This is a genomic window from Umezawaea sp. (assembly GCF_057122925.1).
On sequence record NZ_DBNGPQ010000153.1, the window covers coordinates 15,280 to 34,585 of the forward strand.

19 protein-coding genes are annotated in these 19,306 nt (G+C 71.4%); 11 read left to right on the forward strand and 8 right to left on the reverse strand.

From position 1 onward, the window contains the following. The first annotated feature begins 60 nt into the window (after nucleotides 1–60). A complete protein-coding gene (locus AC156L_RS34280) occupies nucleotides 61–834 on the forward strand; it encodes a hypothetical protein (RefSeq protein WP_330882096.1) in 774 nt (257 codons plus the stop codon). Continuing rightward, nucleotides 831–1,220 (forward strand): GntR family transcriptional regulator, encoded by a 390-nt coding sequence (locus AC156L_RS34285; protein WP_330882094.1) that lies wholly within the window; start codon nucleotides 831–833, stop codon nucleotides 1,218–1,220. Before AC156L_RS34280 ends, AC156L_RS34285 begins: the two co-directional genes overlap by 4 nt. Here AC156L_RS34285 and AC156L_RS34290 read toward each other — a convergent pair. Next, nucleotides 1,205–1,678, reverse strand: coding sequence for a hypothetical protein (locus AC156L_RS34290; RefSeq protein ID WP_330882142.1), 474 nt, complete (start codon nucleotides 1,676–1,678; stop codon nucleotides 1,205–1,207). The genes AC156L_RS34285 and AC156L_RS34290 overlap by 16 nt on opposite strands. 105 nt (nucleotides 1,679–1,783) lie before the next feature. Here AC156L_RS34290 and AC156L_RS34295 point away from each other — a divergent pair, with 105 nt between their 5' ends. The 5 genes from AC156L_RS34295 (at nucleotide 1,784) to AC156L_RS34315 (ending at nucleotide 8,555) form a co-directional block, all read left to right on the forward strand. Then, nucleotides 1,784–3,316 (forward strand): dynamin family protein, encoded by a 1,533-nt coding sequence (locus tag AC156L_RS34295; protein WP_414720108.1) that lies wholly within the window; start codon nucleotides 1,784–1,786, stop codon nucleotides 3,314–3,316. Between the two features lie 56 nt (nucleotides 3,317–3,372). Beyond that, complete coding sequence (gene grpE / locus AC156L_RS34300; protein WP_330882134.1) at nucleotides 3,373–3,699, forward strand: nucleotide exchange factor GrpE; 327 nt, start codon at nucleotides 3,373–3,375, stop codon at nucleotides 3,697–3,699. A gap of 4 nt (nucleotides 3,700–3,703) precedes the next feature. Next, a complete protein-coding gene (locus AC156L_RS34305; RefSeq protein ID WP_330882092.1) occupies nucleotides 3,704–5,527 on the forward strand; it encodes a dynamin family protein in 1,824 nt (607 codons plus the stop codon). Between the two features lie 110 nt (nucleotides 5,528–5,637). Beyond that, complete coding sequence (locus AC156L_RS34310) at nucleotides 5,638–6,339, forward strand: DUF6802 family protein (protein ID WP_330882091.1); 702 nt, start codon at nucleotides 5,638–5,640, stop codon at nucleotides 6,337–6,339. 404 nt (nucleotides 6,340–6,743) lie between these two features. After that, a complete protein-coding gene (locus tag AC156L_RS34315; protein WP_330882090.1) occupies nucleotides 6,744–8,555 on the forward strand; it encodes a phosphoenolpyruvate carboxykinase (GTP) in 1,812 nt (603 codons plus the stop codon). A gap of 150 nt (nucleotides 8,556–8,705) precedes the next feature. Here the strand turns inward: AC156L_RS34315 and AC156L_RS34320 are convergent, their stop codons facing one another. Together AC156L_RS34320 and AC156L_RS34325 are read right to left on the reverse strand one after the other, a co-directional pair. Then, entirely contained in the window at nucleotides 8,706–9,998 is a 1,293-nt protein-coding gene (locus AC156L_RS34320; RefSeq protein WP_330882089.1) for a hypothetical protein, read from the reverse strand. Nucleotides 9,999–10,048: 50 nt separating this feature from the next. Beyond that, the gene (locus AC156L_RS34325) at nucleotides 10,049–10,822 is read right to left on the reverse strand and encodes a LamB/YcsF family protein (protein ID WP_330882088.1); all 774 of its coding nucleotides are present in this window, start codon (nucleotides 10,820–10,822) and stop codon (nucleotides 10,049–10,051) included. Nucleotides 10,823–10,899: 77 nt separating this feature from the next. Here AC156L_RS34325 and AC156L_RS34330 point away from each other — a divergent pair, with 77 nt between their 5' ends. The 3 genes from AC156L_RS34330 (at nucleotide 10,900) to mctP (ending at nucleotide 13,629) form a co-directional block, all read left to right on the forward strand. Next, entirely contained in the window at nucleotides 10,900–11,595 is a 696-nt protein-coding gene (locus AC156L_RS34330; RefSeq protein WP_330882087.1) for a GntR family transcriptional regulator, read from the forward strand. 118 nt (nucleotides 11,596–11,713) lie between these two features. Beyond that, entirely contained in the window at nucleotides 11,714–11,995 is a 282-nt protein-coding gene (locus AC156L_RS34335) for a DUF3311 domain-containing protein (RefSeq protein ID WP_330882086.1), read from the forward strand. Further along, nucleotides 11,995–13,629, forward strand: a complete 1,635-nt coding sequence (gene mctP, locus AC156L_RS34340; protein ID WP_330882085.1) for a monocarboxylate uptake permease MctP — start codon at nucleotides 11,995–11,997, stop codon at nucleotides 13,627–13,629. The genes AC156L_RS34335 and mctP overlap by 1 nt, the downstream gene beginning before the upstream one ends. A 42-nt stretch (nucleotides 13,630–13,671) precedes the next feature. On the opposite strand, the gene AC156L_RS34345 is transcribed toward mctP, so the two are convergent. Beyond that, entirely contained in the window at nucleotides 13,672–14,202 is a 531-nt protein-coding gene (locus tag AC156L_RS34345; RefSeq protein ID WP_330882084.1) for a CGNR zinc finger domain-containing protein, read from the reverse strand. A 71-nt stretch (nucleotides 14,203–14,273) separates the two neighbouring features. Here AC156L_RS34345 and AC156L_RS34350 point away from each other — a divergent pair, with 71 nt between their 5' ends. Beyond that, nucleotides 14,274–15,182 (forward strand): DMT family transporter, encoded by a 909-nt coding sequence (locus AC156L_RS34350; protein ID WP_330882083.1) that lies wholly within the window; start codon nucleotides 14,274–14,276, stop codon nucleotides 15,180–15,182. Between the two features lie 28 nt (nucleotides 15,183–15,210). Here the strand turns inward: AC156L_RS34350 and AC156L_RS34355 are convergent, their stop codons facing one another. The 4 genes from AC156L_RS34355 to AC156L_RS34370 all read right to left on the reverse strand — a co-directional run bounded on the left by AC156L_RS34355 (nucleotide 15,211) and on the right by AC156L_RS34370 (nucleotide 19,171). Beyond that, entirely contained in the window at nucleotides 15,211–16,116 is a 906-nt protein-coding gene (locus AC156L_RS34355) for an ROK family protein (RefSeq protein WP_330882082.1), read from the reverse strand. Between the two features lie 38 nt (nucleotides 16,117–16,154). Next, a complete protein-coding gene (locus AC156L_RS34360; RefSeq protein WP_330882081.1) occupies nucleotides 16,155–17,294 on the reverse strand; it encodes a hypothetical protein in 1,140 nt (379 codons plus the stop codon). Further along, the gene (locus tag AC156L_RS34365; RefSeq protein WP_330882132.1) at nucleotides 17,285–18,358 is read right to left on the reverse strand and encodes a hypothetical protein; all 1,074 of its coding nucleotides are present in this window, start codon (nucleotides 18,356–18,358) and stop codon (nucleotides 17,285–17,287) included. Before AC156L_RS34365 ends, AC156L_RS34360 begins: the two co-directional genes overlap by 10 nt. Nucleotides 18,359–18,448: 90 nt before the next feature. Then, nucleotides 18,449–19,171 carry a hypothetical protein gene (locus AC156L_RS34370; RefSeq protein WP_330882080.1) on the reverse strand — a complete coding sequence of 241 codons (723 nt, stop codon included), beginning with the start codon at nucleotides 19,169–19,171 and terminating at the stop codon, nucleotides 18,449–18,451. Between the last annotated feature and the right edge of the window lie 135 nt (nucleotides 19,172–19,306).

Consider the following 19,306-nt stretch of genomic DNA (forward strand, 5'->3'; position numbering starts at 1 on the left):
GCGCCACGGGCTGAACGTGCGTACGCCTCCAGGTTGACGCCCGTGCGATTCTTGTATCGAGTGCTTGGTACAAACGAGCTGACCGGCCGCGACCAGGAGGACGACGTGCGCGACACCGGGATCGAACTGGGGGCCTTGGCGTTCGTCGGGGTGATGCTCCTGATCGCGCTCTGGCCGACCGACAAGACCGCCGCCAAGGTGCTGCGGAAGTGGAACGTGGTCGACCCGACACCCGCGCAGGTCGCCGAGTCGAAGGTGTACCTGAAGCGGCGGAGGCTGCTGTACCCGTGGCTGTTCCTGGCCATCGGCTACGGCACGTCGAAGCTCCTCCCCTCCGACGACGGCTACTTCACCGTGCAGGTGCTGACCACGGTGCTCGCGGGCATGCTGCTGGCCGAGCTGATCGCCGCCGTGCGCCCGAGCAGGGGCGTCCGCCGGGTGGCCGTGCTGGTTCCCCGGCGGGTCCGCGACCTGGTGCCCGCGTGGGGGCTGGTCGCGTTCTTCCTCGGGGTGGACGTCGTGGTGGTGCTGCTGGTCCTGGCCCGCCCGGTCGCGGTGCCCGCACTCGTGTTCCTGGCGTTCTGCGTGCTCACGTCGACCGGTGCGATCCTGCTGGCCGTGAAGCGCCCGACCAGCGGTGACGAGGCCGTGGACGAGGCGTTCCGGCTGCGCAGCGCGCGGGTGGCCCTCGGTCTGGGGACGGCGGTGGCGGGCGTGCTCGCCGTGGCGGCCGACCCGAGCGGGTACGCGGTGCCTGCGCTGTGCCTGGTGCTGATCGGACTCGGGTGGAACCTGGTCAGCCCGCCGCGGGCCGAAGCGGCCGCCGGGAGATGAGCGCACCGCCGAGGATCGTGGTCGACGTCGACAGCGGCGTGCCGCCGTGGCGCCAGGTCCGCGACCAGATCACCCGGCTGATCGTGCACGGCTGGCTGCCGACCGGGGCGCGGCTGCCGACCATCCGGCAGCTCGCGGGCGACCTCGGGATCGCACCGGGCACGGTGGCGCGGGCCTACCGCGAACTGGAGGCGGGCGGGGTGCTGAGCACCGGCCGCAGGCAGGGCACGGTCGTGGCGTCCGTGCCCGCCGCCGCCCCGAACGCGCTCCAGGCCGCCGCGGCGGAGTTCGCCGGGACGGCCAGGGCGCTGGGCGTAGACGTGGAGGCGGCGGTCGCGGCCGTGCGGGCCGCCTACCCTGGCGAAGCGGCCTACCTGGACGAGTAGGGCTTCTCGGTGCTCCTGGTCCCGGTCGCGCGCTGCTCCACGACCGGCGCGGACTCGACGCGGCTCTGCGGGATGCCCCGGTGCTTCTCCTCGAACTGCCGGTGCTCCTCGGCCATCTCGTCGACCAGCGCCTGCTGGAGCTGCTTGTCGCGGATGCGGCCCAGGATCGCCATCGTCGCGCCGTGCGCCAGCGCGAGGAGCAGCAGCACGATGCCCAGGCGGAACACGACGTCCTGGACGGGGTCGCCGGTGCTCACGTCGATCGTGGAGATCAGCATGAGCAGCCCGAGCACGACCAGGTGGAAGAGCACGGCCACGAGCCGGTTCATCGACCGCGCCGACTCCTCGTTCCCGTAGGCCTTGCTCAGGTAGCCCCGGCCGCTGCGGTAGATCAACTGCCCGTCGACGACGACGAGCACGACCCCGAGAAGCAGGAAGACGGCGTAGCTCTGGTCCATCGGACTGGCTCCCTCCGCGAACGTCATCGATCTTCGTGTACCCACCCGACGAGGGCCGAAACCGAACGACCACCACGATCCACCCGGTCGTGGCACGATCTGGCCGTGACCACGGCTACGGGGCGACAGTTGGCCGGACCGCTCTCGGCGGCGGTCGCGAACCTGTGCGTCGCGCTCCAGCCGCAGGTGTCGCCGGAGACCGCCGCGGGCTTCCGCGAGGTGCTGCGCAGGCTGTCGGCCCCGTTGCAGGTCGCCATCGCCGGCCGCATCAAGTCCGGCAAGTCGACGCTGGTCAACGCGCTGATCGGCCGCCGCGTCGCCCCGACGGCGGTCGGCGAGTGCACCCGGCTGGTGACCCGGTTCCAGTACGGCACGGTCGACCGGATCGAGGTGATCTTCACCGACGGCCGCAAGCAGGTGCTGCCGTTCGACGCGGAGGGGATGATCCCCGCGTCGCTCGGCGTCGACGTGGCCGAGGTGTCGCACGTCGAGGCGTACCTGACCAACGCCGTGCTGCGGGACCTGACGGTGATCGACACCCCCGGCCTCGGCTCGCTGGACGCCGCGTCGGTCGCGAGGACCGAGGAGCTGCTGGGCGCGGCCGGTGACCTGGACCCGGTCTCGCGCAACGCGGTCGCGGGCGCCGAGGCCGTGCTCTACGTGGTGACCCAGGGCGTGCGGGCCGACGACCACCAGGCCCTCGCCGCGTTCACCGCGGCCACCGCGAGCCGCGAGGCCGGGCCGGTGAACGCCATCGCCGTGCTGAACAAGGCCGACACGATCGCGCCCGAGTCGGTCGACGGCTCCGACGGCGACGTCTGGAAGGCCGCGCTGCTGCTCGCGGAGAAGCAGGCGCGCATCCTCAAGCCGAGGGTCGCCGACGTGCTGCCGGTGATCGGCCTGGTCGCCGAGTCCGCCGAGACGGGCGGGTTCACCGCCGCGGACGCCGAGGCGCTGCGCCGGATCGCCGCGCTCGACGCCGACACCCTCGACATGATGCTGATGTCGGCCGACCTGTTCACCGGCTGGGAGTGCGACGTGCCCGCCGGGGTGCGGGTGCGGCTCGTGGAGAAGCTCGACCTGTACGGCGTGCGGTGCGCGCTGGCGGCGCTCGCCGCCGAACCGGCGGTCACCGCGGGGGCGCTGCGGCGCAAGCTGCTCGACTCCTCCGGGCTCGACGGGGTCCGCGCCAAGCTGAACGCGGTGTTCCGCGCCCGCGCCGACGGCATCAAGGCCGCCGCCGCGCTCGCGTCCGTGACGGCGCTCGCCCAGGCCTCCGGCGACGCGGGCGAGCGGCAGCGCGTGCACAACGCCATCGAGGTGCTGCTCGCCAAGCCCGAGGCGCACCAGTTGCGCCTGCTGGAGGCGTTGACGCTGGTGACGTCCGGTGCGGTCGCGATGCCCGCCGAGCTGGTGGAGGAGGTGCTGCGGGTCGGTGGCAGCCCGCACATCCCCGACCAGCTCGGCCTGCGCGGCAGACCGCTGCCGGAACTGCTCGCGTACGCGCTGGCCCGCGCGGGCTGGTGGCGGTCGTTCGCGTCGTTCGGCGCGACCCCGGCGCAGAGCAGGGTGGCGCACGTGGTGCACCGCGCGTACTTCTTGATCTGGCAGCAGCTTCGCGGCGGGGGGCAGCGATGAGCGGGGACGGAACCGACGCGGTGGCGACCGCGTCGCAAACGGGTGTGGCGGCACCCATGATGGAGACGATCGGCGACGAACTGCTCGACCAGGCGCTGGCCGAGCGGCGGGCGCTGGTCCAGCTCTGCCTGTACGCGCTCGACCGGGCCCGCAGCGCCGGGGTCGTCGAGCGGATCGAGGAGGGTCTCGCGGACATCGGGGTCCGCGCCGTGCGGCCCGACGGCGACCGGTTCGACCCGTCGCGGCACGAGGCGGGCGGCACCGTGCCCACCGACGACCCGACCCTGGACGGCGTGGTCGCGGAGACCGAGGTCGTGGGCTTCACCGACCGCGAACGGCCGCTGCGCCCGCCCGTCGTGACCGTGTACACGGCGAGGGCCTGACCCGGTGACCCTGCCGCAGACCGTCAAGCAGGTCAGGGAGAAGCTGACCGCGCTGGTCCGCGAGGTCGACCCGAAGGCGGCCGACTGGGTCGACGAGGTCCGCGGCTCCCGCGACCGCACGCCGAGCGTTGTCGTCGTCGGCGAGACGAACCGCGGCAAGAGTTCGCTGGTCAACGCCCTGCTGGCCACGCCGGGCCTGTCACCGGTGGACGCCGAGGTCGCGACCAGCACCTACCTGGTGTTCCGGCACGGCGAGCGGTGGGCGGCCCGCGCCTGCTACCCCGGCGTGCTGGAGCCCGTCCCGTTCGACCGCTCCGAGCTGGTCAACTGGGTGTCCGCGGCCCACGAGCTGCCCGACGGCCAGCTCCCGCCGCGCCACGTCGAGGTCGACGTGCCCGTGCCGCTGCTGGAGCGGATGTCCGTCGTGGACACCCCCGGTGTCGGCGGGCTCGACTCGGCGCACGGCGAGCTCGCGCTGGAGGCCGCGGCCTCCGCCACCGCGCTGCTGTTCGTGGTGGACTCGTCAGCCCCGTTCACCAAGGGGGAGCTGGACTTCCTGCACGAGGTCGGTGACCGCGTCGAGACCGTCGTGTTCGCCCTCACCAAGACGGACCAGTTCCGCGGCTGGCGGGAGCTGCTGGCCGCGAACAAGGCGCTGCTGTCCCGGCACGCGCCGAGGTTCGCCGACGCCGTGTTCCACCCCGTGTCGTCGCGGATGTTCGAGATGGCCGCGAAGGCGCCGAACCCGGACGCCGCGGCCATGCTGCGCGAGCGCTCCGGCATCGCGGCCCTCCAGTCGGCGTTGCAGGAACTGGTCGTCGGCCGCGCGTCGATGCTCGCCGAGGCGAACACCCTGCGCGCGCTGGCCACCGTGCTGGCCGAGATCGACGTCCGCCTCGCGGGCGAGCAGCGCGCGCTGAGCGTCGGCGAGGAGGAGGCCGAGTCGCTGCGGGCGCGGCGCGAGGAGCTGAACGCGCAGCGCCGCTCGTCCACCAGGGGCTGGCAGCTCACGCTGCGCGGCGAGGTCCAGCGGGCCCGCGTCGAGTGCTCCCACGAGGTGAACCGCCAGGTGCGGGACGTGCAGACCTGGTTCCGCCAGGCCATCGACGCGGCCGACCGCGAGGCGCTGGTGTCGTTGCCGCAGCAGGTGGACGCCGCCCTCCAGGTCGTGTCCGGCAGGCTCAGCGGACTGCTCGCCACCCGGCTGGCGCAGGTGACCGACGCGTCGCTGGCCGAGCTGTTCTCACCGGACGAGCTGGCCGTGATCCGCTCCCAGTTCGCCAGGGGCGGGGCGCAGCCGGTCGTGCTGCGGCCCCCGGACAAGCGCCCGCCGACCGCCGAGGACAAGCTGCTGGTGTTCATGGGCGTGTCCGGCGGACTCGGCGCGGGGAGGTTGGCCGTGCTGCCGCTGGCGGGGTTCGGCGTGGCCGCGCTGAACCCGATCGTGCTGCCGGTGACCCTCGTGCTCGGTCTGGGCGCGGGCTGGTGGATGGCCAGGACCCGCAAGCACTCGGCCGACAAGCAGCACCTCAAGCAGTGGCTGTCCGACGCCATCGCCGACGCCCGCTCGACCGTCGACCAGCTCGTCGCGGAGCAGCTCATCGCCGCGGAGCAGCACCTGTCCCTGGCGCTGGACGAGGCGCTGGGCAGGCGGGTCGAGGCCATCGAGGCCGAACTCCGCGACGTCGACAAGGCGCTCCGCATGGAGGCGGGCGAGCGCGGGCGCGAACTCCAGACCACCACGCGCCGCCAGGCCGAGGTGCGCGCGGGCCGCGCCCAGGTCGACCAGCTCCTCGGGCGCATCCGCGCGGTCCGGGACCGCGCCTGAGCGGTTCCGTCCGTTCGGACGAGCACGAAACGGGTGTGCAGTCTCACCTTCGGAACCGAATCGGCCTAACGTGGGTCGTACCGGTACGAAACGCTCAGGAGGGGTGCCCGGTGTACATCGACGAGAACGGCGGAGCCGACGGCGAGCTCAAGGTCACCGTCGAGGGCGAGGAGTACACCGCCGAGACGACCTACGACCTGGACCGCGACGGTGTCGAGGACAGCGCCGTGGTGGAGACCGACGACGGTGGGCACCTGACCTTCACCGACACGGACCGCGACGGCGACGCGGACCTGATGAGCACGTTCGACCGGGACGGCAACCTGGTCGCGCAGGCCAGGTTCGACGGGCACTCGGGCGAGTGGATCTCGGTCGACCCCGCGGACGCGCGCGAGCAGACGAACACCAACGCCGGTCAGGCGATCATCGTCGACACGGACAGCGGCGACCAGAACGTGGGGGTCCCGACCGAGGACACCGACGGTGACGGCCGTGCCGACACCGCCGTGGTGAAGGACGAGCAGGGCGACACGTGGCTGTTCACCGACGTCGACGGTGACGGCAGGGCCGACCTGGCCACGGAGATCACGACGGAGGGCGAGGTCGTGATGACCAAGCACACCGCCGAGGACACGTGGACCGAGGTCGAGCGCGGCCACATCGATTCCGACGGCAAGTACGTGCCGGACAGCAAGAGCGGTGTGCTGTCGGAGGAAGACGTGTGGGCGGACGACCGCGAGGAGCCGTTCGGATCGGTTTCCGGTGTCGTGCGAATCGATTCCACCACCGGGCAATGGATCAGTCCGAACTAGACCCGAAACGGACTTGTGCCGGAAACAGCACACAGTTCGCACTGAATCGCACTCGAACACTCACTGGTCCGGACCACTGAGAGCGCTCCCACATTCACGCTGGAAAAAGTGCCCCGTGTGCTGTTCGACGCACTCGGGGCACTTGCTTTTCCCCGGATAAAGCCCAGGTCACAATTTCGTGCGCGCTGAACGGGTGCTGAATCGATTCCAGAATCGGTCTTGTGAGGCACCCGACAGGTCAGCCGTCGGTAACCGGGGATTAACCCCGCTAGCCTCGGTCTATCCCCTTCACAGAACGTCCGGGTTCCCCCGGACGTTGTGGAGCTATTTCCGAGGACGTTGTCGTCCCACGCCGGGCGACGACGTCCGATGTGGGCTGTGGCGCAGTCAGGAGACGAGACGAGATGACGGCAGTGACCATTCCCGGTCTCGACAAGGCACCTACCAACCATGCGGGCCTGTTGTCCTGGGTCCGCGAAGTGGCCGAGCTGACCTGTCCCGACGAAGTGGTGTGGGCGGACGGCACCGAAGCGGAATGGACACGGCTCACCGGGAAGCTCGTCGACGCCGGAACGTTCGTGCCCCTGAAGAAGAAGCAGAACTCGTTCTGGGCCGCGTCCGACCCGACCGACGTCGCGCGGGTCGAGGAGCGCACGTTCATCTGCTCGGTGGACGAGGCCGACGCCGGACCCACGAACAACTGGATGGACCCCTCGGAGATGAAGGCCATCATGACGGACCTCTACCGGGGTTCCATGCGCGGCCGCACGATGTACGTGATCCCGTTCTGCATGGGGCCGCTCGACGCGGACGAGCCCATGCTGGGCGTCGAGATCACCGACTCCGAGTACGTGGTCGTGTCCATGCACATCATGACCCGCATGGGGGACAGGGCGCTCGCGAAGTTCGGCGAGGACGCCGAGTACGTGAAGGCGCTGCACTCGATCGGCGCGCCGCTGGAGGACGGCCAGGCGGACGTGCCGTGGCCGTGCAACGACACGAAGTACATCACCCAGTTCCCCGAGGAGCGGACGATCTGGTCGTTCGGCTCGGGCTACGGCGGCAACGCCCTGCTGGGCAAGAAGTGCTACTCGCTGCGCATCGCCTCGGTGATGGCGCGCGACGAGGGCTGGCTGGCCGAGCACATGCTGATCCTCAAGCTCACCTCGCCGGAGGAGAAGGTCTACTACATCGCCGCGGCGTTCCCGTCGGCGTGCGGCAAGACGAACCTGGCGATGCTGGAGCCGAGCATCCCCGGCTGGAAGGTCGAGACGCTGGGCGACGACATCGCCTGGATGCGCTTCGGTGACGACGGGCAGCTCTACGCCGTGAACCCGGAGAACGGCTTCTTCGGTGTCGCGCCCGGCACGGACTACCACACGAACCCGAACGCGATGCGGACGATCGCGAAGGGCAACTCGCTGTTCACCAACGTCGCGCTGACCGACGACGGCGACGTGTGGTGGGAGGGCATGGGCGAGCCCCCGGCCCACCTGACCTCGTGGAAGAAGGAGGACTGGACGCCGGGCAACGGCGAGCTGTCCTCGCACCCGAACTCCCGCTACTGCACGCCGATCGAGCAGTGCGACATCAAGGCGCCGGAGTGGGACGACCCGAAGGGCGTGCCGATCTCGGCGATCTTCTTCGGAGGCCGCCGCGCCACCACGATCCCGCTGGTCACGGAGTCCCGCGACTGGCAGCACGGCGTGTTCATGGGCGCCACGCTGTCGAGCGAGACGACGGCCGCCGCCACCGGCAAGGTCGGCGTCGTGCGCCGCGACCCGATGGCGATGCTGCCGTTCATCGGCTACAACGCGGGCGACTACTTCAAGCACTGGATCGAGGTCGGCAAGAACGCCGACGCCGAGAAGCTGCCGAAGATCTTCTACGTCAACTGGTTCCGCCGCGGCGAGGACAAGCGCTTCCTGTGGCCCGGTTTCGGCGAGAACGTCCGCGTCCTGAAGTGGGCGATCGAGCGCATCGAGGGCAAGGCCGCCGCCGTGGAGACGCCGATCGGCCACGTGCCGACGGCCGACGCGCTGGACCTGTCCGGGCTGGACGCGCCGACCGAGGACGTCGAGACCTCGCTGAACGTCGACGTGGAGGAGTGGAGGGCCGAGATCCCGCTCATCGAGGAGTGGTTCGCCAAGATCGGCGACAAGCTGCCCACCTCGCTGCGCGACGAGTTCGAGGCGTTGAAGCAGCGCCTCGGCTGATCGTCCGAGGTGCGTCCAGGAAGACCCGGTGGCCAGTGCCGTCCACCGGGTCTTCCGTCGTTGTGCACAACTATCCACATGCCGTGAACTGCGCGGACGCACAGTTGTCCACAGCCTGTGGAACACACTGTGCACAGGGTGTGGAGAAGGTCAGACGACGCCGACCAGCGCCACGGCCTGGTTGGCGATGTCCCGCCGCTGCGCCTCGAACGCGGCGTCGGTCAGCGCCGCCGGGTCGACCGGCTGCGTGAGCACGGGCGTGTGCAGGTGGCCGCCGAGCACGGTCGTCGCGCCGAGGCCGGTCCGCACGCGGTTGGCGCGGTACATGCTCTCGTTGGACAGGTAGTCCCCGCCGCCGCCGGACGCCGCCGCCGCACCGGGCGTGGGCTCGTCGCTGCGGCACGACATCGGGCCGGTGCCGGGGACGCTGCCGACCGGCCACTCGCAGAAGGACCGGTTGAGCTGCACGGTGAACGGACCGGTGCCCGCGTCGATCATCTTCTGGAACGGCAGCGTGGTCTCGATGAACTCGGTCGACGGCTGCGGCCAGCCCGCCGCGTCCGGCACGGGGCCGCGCGACGAGGCGTCGTTGTTGTCCGGGAACCCGCCGCGCCACCGCGACGCCCAGCGCTCGACGTCGAACCGGCCGGGCCTGCCCTGGCTGATCGTCACGAACGCGTCCGGCTTGACCTGCGCCTCCAGCGCCGTGCCGTAGACGGCTTCCACGACGCCCTCGTCGAACGCGCCCCACAGCACCGGCAGCACGGCGGCCTGCACGACGACCTTGCCCTGCGGGGTGTCGAACACCTTGCCGTCCAGTTGCAGCGCCGCCGCGCCCGCGGGGTTGCCGCGCCGCACGGACGTGCCCTGGAGCTGGAACGGGTCGAAGCCGGTCACGACGATCCGGCGGACGTCCGCCTGCACCGGGAACCGCACGTCGGACACGCCGCGGGAGGTGCGGTCGACCGAGTCGACCAGCGCGGCGCGGTCGGCCGCGCTGACCCCGAGCCTGGGCGTCCACTGCCGCAGAGCCCTGGTCAGGTGGAGCCGCGCCCAGTACAGGGGGCGGTCGTCGTAGGCGTCCCAGGTGGTCTGGGTGCTCTGGGCCCGCTGCACCGCGGCCTGCCACAGGGCGGTGCCGGTCGAGCTGACGAGCTGCCGGGCGGCGCGCGCCGACGGTGCGGCGCACAGCTTGTCGGTGAACCGCTCGACGGTCTCGGTGAAGCCCGCGAGCCGGACCAGTTCGGGGCCGACGGCGGGGCCGCCCGCGACGAGGACGTCGTCGAGCCGCTGCTCCTCGACGGTCAGCGGGGCGGCGGGGTCGAAGCACGCGCGGGCGGTGGTGTCCTGCTGCGCGGACGCGACACCAGGAGCCATGAGCAGGGACAGGGCGACGGCGGCGGGCAGGAGCGCGCGCAGTCGGTGGGTGCTTTCACGGGTCACGCTGCGATCGTTTCCGATCACCGAGGGTGCCGGAACCCCGTGTTCCGGGCTCAGGCCGTCAACCTGCGGTTTTCCAGGCTGAAAGCTTTTAACTTCACACCTGCCGCCGCGAGGGCGTCGCGCAGGGAGACCGCGGTGGCGACGGCGTCCTGGTTGTCGCCGTGCACGCGGATCGAGTCGACCCTGGCCCGGATCCGCCGCCCGTCGATCGTGGTCACGGTGCCCTCGGTGGCGAGCTGGACGCCGCGCCGGGCGATCTCCGCCGGGTCGTGCAGGACCGCGCCGGGCCGTTCGCGCGGCACGAGCGCGCCCGCGGCCGTGTACGCCCGGTCGGCGAACGCCTCGAACCGCACCCGCAGACCCGCGACCTCGGCGCGCTTGAGCCACACGGCGCCCGGCAGGCCGAGCACGGTCAGCGCCGGGTCGTAGGCGCGCACCGCGTCGACCACGGCGTCGGCCTGCGCCTCGTGCCTGACCAGCGTGTTGTACAGCGCGCCGTGGGGCTTCACGTACCCGATCCGCGTGCCCGCCGCCTTCGCGCACGCGTCGAGCCCGCCGAGCTGGTAGAGCACCTCGGCCGTGAGCGTGGCCGGGGCGACGTCGACGAACCGGCGGCCGAACCCCGCGAGGTCGCGGTAGCCGACGTGGGCGCCGACGGTGACCCCGCGCTCGGCGGCCAGCCTGCACGTGCGCAGCATGGTGTCCGGGTCGCCCGCGTGGAAGCCGCACGCCACGGTGGCGCTGGTGACGATGGTGAGGAGGGCTTCGTCGTCGCCGAGTCGCCAGTGGCCGAAGCCCTCCCCGAGGTCCGCGTTGAGGTCCATGGTGTTGTCCTCCCTGGATACCAAGGTAAGGATTGTTCAACAATCCTTCAATACTCCAAACCGGGTAAGATGGGCGGATGACCACGGCGCCGTCCCACGACTGGCTGGGCACCCTCGCAGACGACCGCCTCAGCCAGGACCGGGCCCGCGCCGAGCGCGTCGCGGACAAGCTCCGCGACCGGATGCTCGACGGCGAGCTGACCCCAGGGCTCCAGCTCAACGAGAAGGCCATCTCCGAGGCGCTCGGCATCTCCCGCAACACGCTACGCGAGGCGTTCCGCCTGCTCACCCACGAACGCCTGCTCGTCCACGAGCACAGCCGGGGCGTCTTCGTGTGCGAACCGGGCGTCGAGGAGGTCGCCGACATCTACGCCGCCCGCCGGGTGATCGAGTGCGGCGCGATCCGCCGCTGGGCCGACGCGACCGAGGAGGCCCGCCAGGGCGTGCGCGACGCCGTGGCGTTCGGCGTGCGCGGCGCGGAGACGGACAACTGGCTCGACGTCGGCACGGCGAACATCCGCTTCCACCGGGCGATCACGGCCCTCGCGGGCAGCCTGCGGCTGGACGAGGAGGTCCAGCGGCTGCTCGCCGAGCTGCGGCTGGCGTTCTACGTGATGGGCAACCCGCGCGAGTTCTACCAGGACTACCTGCCGATGAACCAGGCCATCCTGGCCCTGCTCGACGCCGACTCCGTCGCCGAGGCCGAGCAGGAGCTGCTCCGGTACTTCGACACGGCCGAGTCCCACCTGGTGACCAGGCTGTCCGGCCCCTAGTTGGTCACGATTCGGTCCCTCTCTCCGCGATCGGTCCACTCGACACGGTGACGCTCGAGACCCCTCCGGCCTAACATCTCGAAACACCTGAGTAACCAGGGCCGTACGGAGGGGCAACATGCCTTCTGCTCCACAGACCAGCGGTTTGCGCTGGAGCAACTGGAACCTGCTGCTGCTGGTTCCGCTGTTGATGTTGATCACGCCGTTCTTCAACACCGCGAAACCCGCGGTGCTCGGCTTGCCGTTCTTCTACTGGTACCAGTTCGCGTTCGTCCCGGTAGGGGTCTTGTGCGTGGGACTGGTCTTCGTCAAGACCAAGGACGAGCCGGTGGAGCACGGAGCCGACCACCTCGCGGTCGACGACCTCGACGCCGGCGACCCGAAGAAGGGGAAGCACTGATGCAGTGGACCGAGTTCATCGTGTTCACGGTCCTGTTCCTGCTGGTCACCGTGCTGGGGTTCTTCGCGGCGAAGTGGAAGCAGGGCGACACCCTCGAACACCTCGACGAGTGGGGGCTCGGCGGCCGCAAGTTCGGCTCGTGGATCACCTGGTTCCTGGTGGGCGGTGACCTCTACACGGCGTACACGTTCGTCGCGGTCCCGGCGCTGATGTTCGGCGCCGGCGCGATGGGCTTCTTCGCGCTGCCGTACACGGTCATCCTGTACCCGATCGTCTTCCTGCCGCTGGTCCGCATGTGGTCGGTGTCGCGGGTGCACGGGTACGTCACGCCCGCCGACTTCGTGCGAGGCCGCTACGGCTCGCACTGGCTGGCGCTGATCATCGCGGTCACCGGCATCGTCGCGACCATGCCGTACATCGCGCTCCAGCTCGTCGGCCTGGAGGCCGTGCTGCGCACGATGGGCCTCAACGGCAGCGGCATCCTCGGCCACCTGCCGCTGTTCGTCGCGTTCGTCGTGCTGGCGCTCTACACCTACCAGTCCGGCCTGCGCGCGCCCGCGCTGATCGCGTTCGTCAAGGACACGCTGATCTACCTGGTGATCATCGTCGCGGTGATCTACCTGCCGAGCAAGTTCGGCGGCTGGGGCGAGATCTTCGGCGACGCGCAGGCGAAGTTCGACGCGACCCCGACGCCCGCCGACGGCACGCTGCTCAACGCCAACAACCAGCTCCAGTACGCGACCCTGGCCCTGGGCTCGGCCCTGGCGCTGTTCCTGTACCCGCACTCGCTCACCGGCATCCTCGCGTCGCGCGGTCGCAAGGTGATCAAGCGGAACATGGTGGCGCTGCCCGCGTACTCGCTGCTGCTGGGCCTGCTGGCGCTGCTCGGCTACGTCGCCATCAGCGCGGGCGTCAAGCCGATCACCAACCAGGCCACCGGCCGCCCGGACACGAACACCATCGTGCCGGTGCTGTTCGGCCAGGAGTTCCCGTCCTGGTTCGCGGGCATCGCCTTCGCCGCCATCGGCATCGGCGCGCTGGTCCCGGCGGCGATCATGTCGATCGCGGCGGCGAACCTGTGGACCCGCAACATCTACAAGGAGTACGTCAAGAAGGACGCCACCCCGGCGCAGGAGGCCAAGCAGGCCAAGCTGGCCTCGCTGGTGGTGAAGTTCGGCGCGGTCGCGTTCATCCTGTTCATCGACCCGCAGTTCTCCATCGACCTCCAGCTCATCGGCGGCGTCATGATCCTCCAGACGCTGCCCGCCGTCGCCATCGCGCTCTACACCCGCTGGTTCCACGTGTGGGGCATGATCGCGGGCTGGGTCGTCGGCATGGGCTGGGGCATGTACCTGCTCTACACGATCCCGAACGCGGCGGCGGGCAAGAACCACTTCGGCGGTTCCGCGCTGGCGCTGGACAAGCTGTCGCTGCTCGGCTGGCACCCCTTCGGCGGGTCGACCGTGCAGATCTACGTCGGCTTCGTCTCCCTGGTCGCGAACATCCTGGTCGCGGTCGTCGTCACGCTGATCGCCCGCAGGATGCGGGTGTTCAACGGCACCGACCAGACCACCCCCGCCGACTACCACGTCGACGAGGACAGCCCGCGGGTCAAGGTCATCGCCGGGCACTAGCCGCACGGCGTCGAGGGCCATCGGGGTTCGCCCCGGTGGCCCTCACGCGTGCCTGGCCCGGAACTGCGCGGCCTTGACCCGGTTGCCGCACCTCTTCATGTCGCACCACCGCCGCGCGCCCCGCCGCGAGCTGTCCACGTACAGCCGCGTGCACGTCTCGGCGCCGCACTCCCGCAGCTCGGAGGCCAGCGGCCGGGCCAGCAGGTCCACGGCCGACCTGGCGATCGTCGCGAGCACCGCGTCCAGGTCGCCGGTCCGCCGCACGCCGCCGTCCGCGTCGAGCGCCGCGGTCACCGGCGGCCGGGCGGCCCACGCGTTGAGCGGTCCCACGTCCCCGTAGTCCTCGCCGTCACGGGCGGCGCACGCCAGCCGGTACAGCTCCTCCCGCAGGTCCACCGCCTCGGCGAACCCGCGGTCGTCCACGGCGGGCGCTTCGTCGAGCAGTCCGGCCGCGGTCGTCCACGCTGCCAGGTCCGCCGGTCCGGCGAGCAGTTGGATCCGCTCGGTGCGGCGGGAGCCGACCGTGCCGACGAAGTCGAGGGCGAGGTTGCCGCTGACGAACGTGACGTCCATGGGTGGAGCATAACCGGTTCAATAGGTTACGGTCATGAGTAACCGCTCTAACTGGTTACTCGGGAGGCGTCGTGGGACGGATAGCTCCACCGGTGTTCGTCGTGCTCTGGAGCAGCGCGTTCGTCGCCGCGGTGATCGGCACCGACGTCGCCCCGCCCATGCTGCTGACGTTCAGCCGGTTCGCCCTCGCGGGCGTGCTCCTCGCCGTGATCGCGTGGGTGTCGGGGTCGAGGTGGCCGAGGGGCAGGCAGCTCGCGCACGTCGTGGTCGTCGGTCTGCTCATGCAGGGCGTGCAGTTCGGCGGCTTCTACTCGGCCATCGGCCTCGGCCTGCCGGGCGGTGTCGTGGCGCTGGTGCAGGGCCTCAACCCGGTCGTCATCGCCCTGCTCGCGGCGGGCGTCCTGCACGAGCGGATGACCCGCTACCAGTGGCTCGGCTTCGCCGTCGGCGGTGGCGGCGTGCTGCTCGCCGTGTCCGACCGGCTCGACTCCTCGCTCGGCGCGATCCTGCTGTGCGTCGTCGGCCTGCTCGGCCTGAGCCTCGGCACCGTCTACCAGAAGGCCTTCACGCCCGACGTCGACGTGCGCAGCAGCACGGCCGTCCACTTCCTGGTCGCCACCCCGTTCATGGGCGTGGCCACGCTCCTCCTGGAGACGCCGCACGTGTCCGACTGGGGCGTCTTCGGCGGCGTGCTCGCGTGGATCGTGCTGGTCAACTCCGTCGGCACGTTCCTGCTGCTCAACCTCATGCTGCGCCGCGAAACCGCGGGCAGGGTCGGAGCCCTGTTCTTCCTCACGCCCGCCGTCACCGCGCTGCTGGCCTGGCTCGTGCTCGGCCAGACCCTCAGCGCGGTCGCCCTCGTCGGGCTGGCGCTCGGTGGCGTGGGCGTGCTGATCGCGACCGTCGTCAGGCCTCCCGCGTCCACGGCGGGCGCGGGACGGGCTCGTCCGGCCACGCCGGTTCCCGCACCGCTTCGATGAGCGCCGGGGTGGGCCTCGCGGACGACCCTCAGCGGTCGACCACCAGCGCCGCCGCCCCGACGAGGCCCGCCTCGCCGCCGAGCCGTGCGGGCTCGACCCGCAGACCGTCGAGGTACGACAGGCCCGCGTGCTGGCGGAGCGCGCGGCGGATCGGGTCGAACAGCAGGTCACCGGCCTGCGCCACCCCGCCGCCGACCACGGCCAGGTCGAGGTCGCACAGGGCGGCGGTCGCCGCGATGGCCAGCCCGACGGCGTACCCGGCGCGGTCGAACGCCGCGAGCGGCACCTCCTCGCCGTGCTGCGCCGCCGCCGCGAGGTGGGCGGCGTCGGCGTGCTTCGGCGCCTGCCAGCCCTGCCGCCGCGCCCACGCCACCAGGTGCGGTCCGCCCGCGACGACCTCCGCGCAGCCGCGCCCGCCGCACGTGCAGGCGACGCCGTTCGGCTCGACCACGACGTGCCCGATGTGGCCCGCGTTGCCGGTCCGCCCGCCGAAGGGCCGTCCGCCGAACACGAGCCCGCCGCCGACCCCGGTCGACACGACCAGCCCGACCATGAACCGGCTGCCCTGCCCGGCGCCGCGCCAGTGCTCGCCCAGCGCCATGCACACGCCGTCGCCCGCCAGTTCGACCCGCACGCCGGGCAGCAGGTCGGCCACCCGGTCGCGCAGCGGGAAGCGCTGCCACAGCGGGATGTTGATCGGGCTCGTGGTGCCGGCCTCGGCGTCGACGGGGCCCGCGCAGGCGATGCCGACGCCGGACACGAGGTCACCCCGGAGCACCTGGTCCACGGCCGACGCGACGGCGGCCCAGGTCGCTTCCGCGTCGTCCACGGGCGTCGGCACGCGCGCGGACCGCAGCACCGCGCCGTCGCGGTCGACGAGCCCGGCGGCGATCTTGGTGCCGCCCACGTCCAGCGCCAGCACGACATCCGTCACGGTCGGAACTCCTCACGAAGGCGGGGTGTGCGGCCACCTTAAGCTCCGACGTGCTTGTCCCCGCCGAACAGGTCGCCCTCGACGGTGACCGTGGAACCGGTGATCCGCACGCCGCCGCTCCCGGCCCGGCGGTCGGCGACCGGCTCGACGGTGGGGACGCCCCGGAGGGCGCCACCGGCCGCGGCGGGCAGCCAGACGGCCTGCGCCGCCTCGAAGGGGTCGGCCAGTTCCGTCAGCAGCCGGAGCGACCGGGGCACCCCCTGGCTCCGCCACACCGGGTGGCCACCCCAGCGGGGCGGGTCGAACGAGCCGAGGCCGTCCACGAGCAGCCGGTGCTCCTCGGGGTCGGCGGGGCGTTCGAAGACACCGCCGAGCGCGTGCGCCAACGACCCGAGCACCGAGTCGTCCAGCCACGTCGGTGCGGTGACGGTGACGCGCAGCGTGAACACCCAGCCCCGGTAGCGGGCCGCCGCGTCGTGGAACAGCGGCGCCGCCGTCACCGCGAACGGGTCGGCGTCCAGGTGGACCGGAGCCGAGTAGAGGCCACCGGAGCGGAACTCAGTCGGCCTGGCGAGACGGTCGTACTGCGCGGCGACCGTGCCGAGCATGGTCGAGAACTCCGGCGGCACCCACGTGGGCCGCAGCGTCGTGGAGACGGTCAGCGGGGGGAGCCGGTCGAGCAGGTTCGGCCAGGCCTCGGGCGCGGACCGGAACGGCGGCACGGCGAGGTAGAAGCGGACGCCCGCGTACGGCCTGCTCGGATCGACGACCCAGCACTGCCGCCGCAGCTCGGCGGCCCCGCCCGGTGGCGGGGCGCACGGGATCGGTTCGGGGGCCACGGGTTCCGCCCGCACGTGCTCCGGCACCTCGACCAGCCTGGCCAGCGCGTGACCCGCGGCCTGCTCGGCCGCGGCGCGGTCCGGCCTGCGCAGCCTGCCGATCACGGTCGCGACCGGGCCGTCGGGGCCGACGTCCCACCGGGCTTCGAACGCGCAGCTCGGATCACCCGCGCACAGCCTGCCGAGGTAGCCGACGTCCTCGCCGCGCGCCCGCTCGTACCGGGCCGCGGTCGTGAGGTCGGCGTACCCGACCAGCAGGGACAGGTCGACGGCCGCGGTGATCCGGATGCCGAAGGTCGCCGTCCAGCCGCTCGCGGTCTCGGTGAGGATCACAGCCACTGGACGGCGGACCGGTCCTTCAGCAGGGCGATGGCGCCGTTCTCGTCCCGCACGGTGATCCCGTTCTCGGCGCTGTCGTGCACGACCTGGAAGGTCGCGCCGGGCTCGACGGTGCCCAGCGGGTGGTGGTCCTCGGCCGAGTACACCTCGGCCCGGCGCAGCACGGTCACGGCGGGCGGCTGGAGGACGGGCTGCGGTCCGGTGTGCTGCTGCGGTGCCACGACGGGCTGCGGTCCGGTGTGCTGCGGTCCGGTGTGCACCGGGGGCTGGGAACCCTCGGGTTCGATCTCGATGTCGTAGCCGAACGTCTCCACGAGCGGGATCGAGCGGCCGATGACCGCGGCCTCGATGGCACTGCGCAGGGCGTTGTGCACGGTCTCGCGCATCGCCTTGATCGGCTCCATCTCGATCATGCCCGAGTAGCCGGGGTCGCCGCCGAACAGCGAGCCGAGCCAGCGGAACACCACGAGGATCGGGATCTGCCTGCGCCACAGCGTCCAGCCGAGGTAGAGGTCCTTGCCGAACGCGTACACCGAGACGTACGAGAAGTACTTGCCGATCGCGATGTGCAGCAGGTTGCGGACGCCCGGCACCGGCGGCCCGACCCGCACCCGCTTCGGCGCCACGGTCGCCGGGATGTGGTGGTCGACGGTGAGGGAGCGGAACACCACGCCGTACGCGGTGTCCGCGATCTCCGCCTTGCCGTCGAGCAGCAGGTGCCAGTCGCTGAGCACCTCGGTCGTCGGCAGGAACAGCACCAGCGCGATCCAGATCCACGGCAGCAGCAGCGCCATCAGGCCGAAGAACCCGCCCACCGCGCTGGACGAGTCGAGGCCGCGGCTGACCGCGGCGGTGCCGATCGTCGCGATCAGGCCGAGACCGCTGAACGCGAACCCGATCAGGACGGCGCCGAGCGCGGCCCTCTTGAGGATCTGCTTCGCCTCGTCACCGCTGATGGCGTCGGTCAGCCCTACCTCGACCTCGCCCGAGCGCTGGAAGAGCAGGCGGTTGCCCAGGTAGGTCTCGTTCTGGCTCACGGTGTTGGGTCCGGACTGCCCGGCCATGAACGTCACGGCGACAGGGTCGTCCGGTGGGCGAACGTGGATCAACGCATTTTTGCGGATTGTCGTCGATGTGGAACGGTGCCGACGTGGTCAGCGGGTGTACTTGTTGCCGCCGAAGACGTCGCCCGCCACGGAGACCTGGGAGGAGCCCGTGATCACCACGCCGCCTGGGGCGGGCGGGGCTTCCGCGGGTTCCGGGGCCCGGGCTGGTGGGTGCGGGGTGGTCGGTCGGGGTGGTTGGCCCACCAGGTGCAGCCAGGCCCTGGCTTCGGTTTCCTTCTCCCGGATGGTGACCTGGGTGTAGGTGGTCGGGTCGATGCCGGGGTGGCCCTCGGTGATCACGTCGTCGTGGAAGCTGTCGGAGACCAGGACGGCGACGGTGGTTTCCGGGGTGGTGGCCAGGGCTTCGCGCAGCGGTGCGGCGTTGAGGAGGCGGGCCAGGAGGACCTTGGGTGTGCCGGTGAGGCCGTGGGAGTCCACCCGGAGGTCGCCCGCGTGGATCGCCACTCGGACCCTGAGTCGGGTCGCCCGGCTCGCGTAGCGGTTGTGGTGGGCCAGGCCTGCCGCCAGGGTGGGCAGGAGGGGGTGGACCAGGCGGCGCTTCGAGCAGCCCTCCGGTGCTACGACGATCATGCCGTCGCCGGTGTCCTGGCGGGTGCAGTCGTTCCAGGGGATGCCGCTGGTGTCGAAGGCGTTGCGCAGTTCGGTGAAGAGGGCTTCGCGGAAGAGGACCGAGGCTGTGCTGTCGCGGCTGCCTGAGCCTTCCACGTCCACGGAGAGCAGGGCGCGGTGTACGGGTTCCTGGTCGGGCATGATCCGTCTTGTACACCGTGGGGGTGGTCGTCTTCTCCGCAGTAGTGCGGTTTGGCTGCCGGTCCTCGGGATCGGCGAATCCCCCGAGCAAATCGGCCTTGGTGTCGGGAAGGCAGTGGCTCACCGTCTGGTGGT

Bases quoted from the DNA above. Each gene is read 5' to 3' on its own strand.
- AC156L_RS34285 (WP_330882094.1), top strand. From the start codon at position 831: ATGAGCGCACCGCCGAGGATCGTGGTCGACGTCGACAGCGGCGTGCCG.
- AC156L_RS34290 (WP_330882142.1), bottom strand. From the start codon at position 1,678: ATGGACCAGAGCTACGCCGTCTTCCTGCTTCTCGGGGTCGTGCTCGTC.
- grpE (WP_330882134.1), top strand. From the start codon at position 3,373: ATGATGGAGACGATCGGCGACGAACTGCTCGACCAGGCGCTGGCCGAG.
- AC156L_RS34315 (WP_330882090.1), top strand. From the start codon at position 6,744: ATGACGGCAGTGACCATTCCCGGTCTCGACAAGGCACCTACCAACCAT.
- AC156L_RS34325 (WP_330882088.1), bottom strand. From the start codon at position 10,822: ATGGACCTCAACGCGGACCTCGGGGAGGGCTTCGGCCACTGGCGACTC.
- AC156L_RS34330 (WP_330882087.1), top strand. From the start codon at position 10,900: ATGACCACGGCGCCGTCCCACGACTGGCTGGGCACCCTCGCAGACGAC.
- AC156L_RS34335 (WP_330882086.1), top strand. From the start codon at position 11,714: ATGCCTTCTGCTCCACAGACCAGCGGTTTGCGCTGGAGCAACTGGAAC.
- mctP (WP_330882085.1), top strand. From the start codon at position 11,995: ATGCAGTGGACCGAGTTCATCGTGTTCACGGTCCTGTTCCTGCTGGTC.
- AC156L_RS34345 (WP_330882084.1), bottom strand. From the start codon at position 14,202: ATGGACGTCACGTTCGTCAGCGGCAACCTCGCCCTCGACTTCGTCGGC.
- AC156L_RS34365 (WP_330882132.1), bottom strand. From the start codon at position 18,358: ATGGCCGGGCAGTCCGGACCCAACACCGTGAGCCAGAACGAGACCTAC.
- AC156L_RS34370 (WP_330882080.1), bottom strand. From the start codon at position 19,171: ATGCCCGACCAGGAACCCGTACACCGCGCCCTGCTCTCCGTGGACGTG.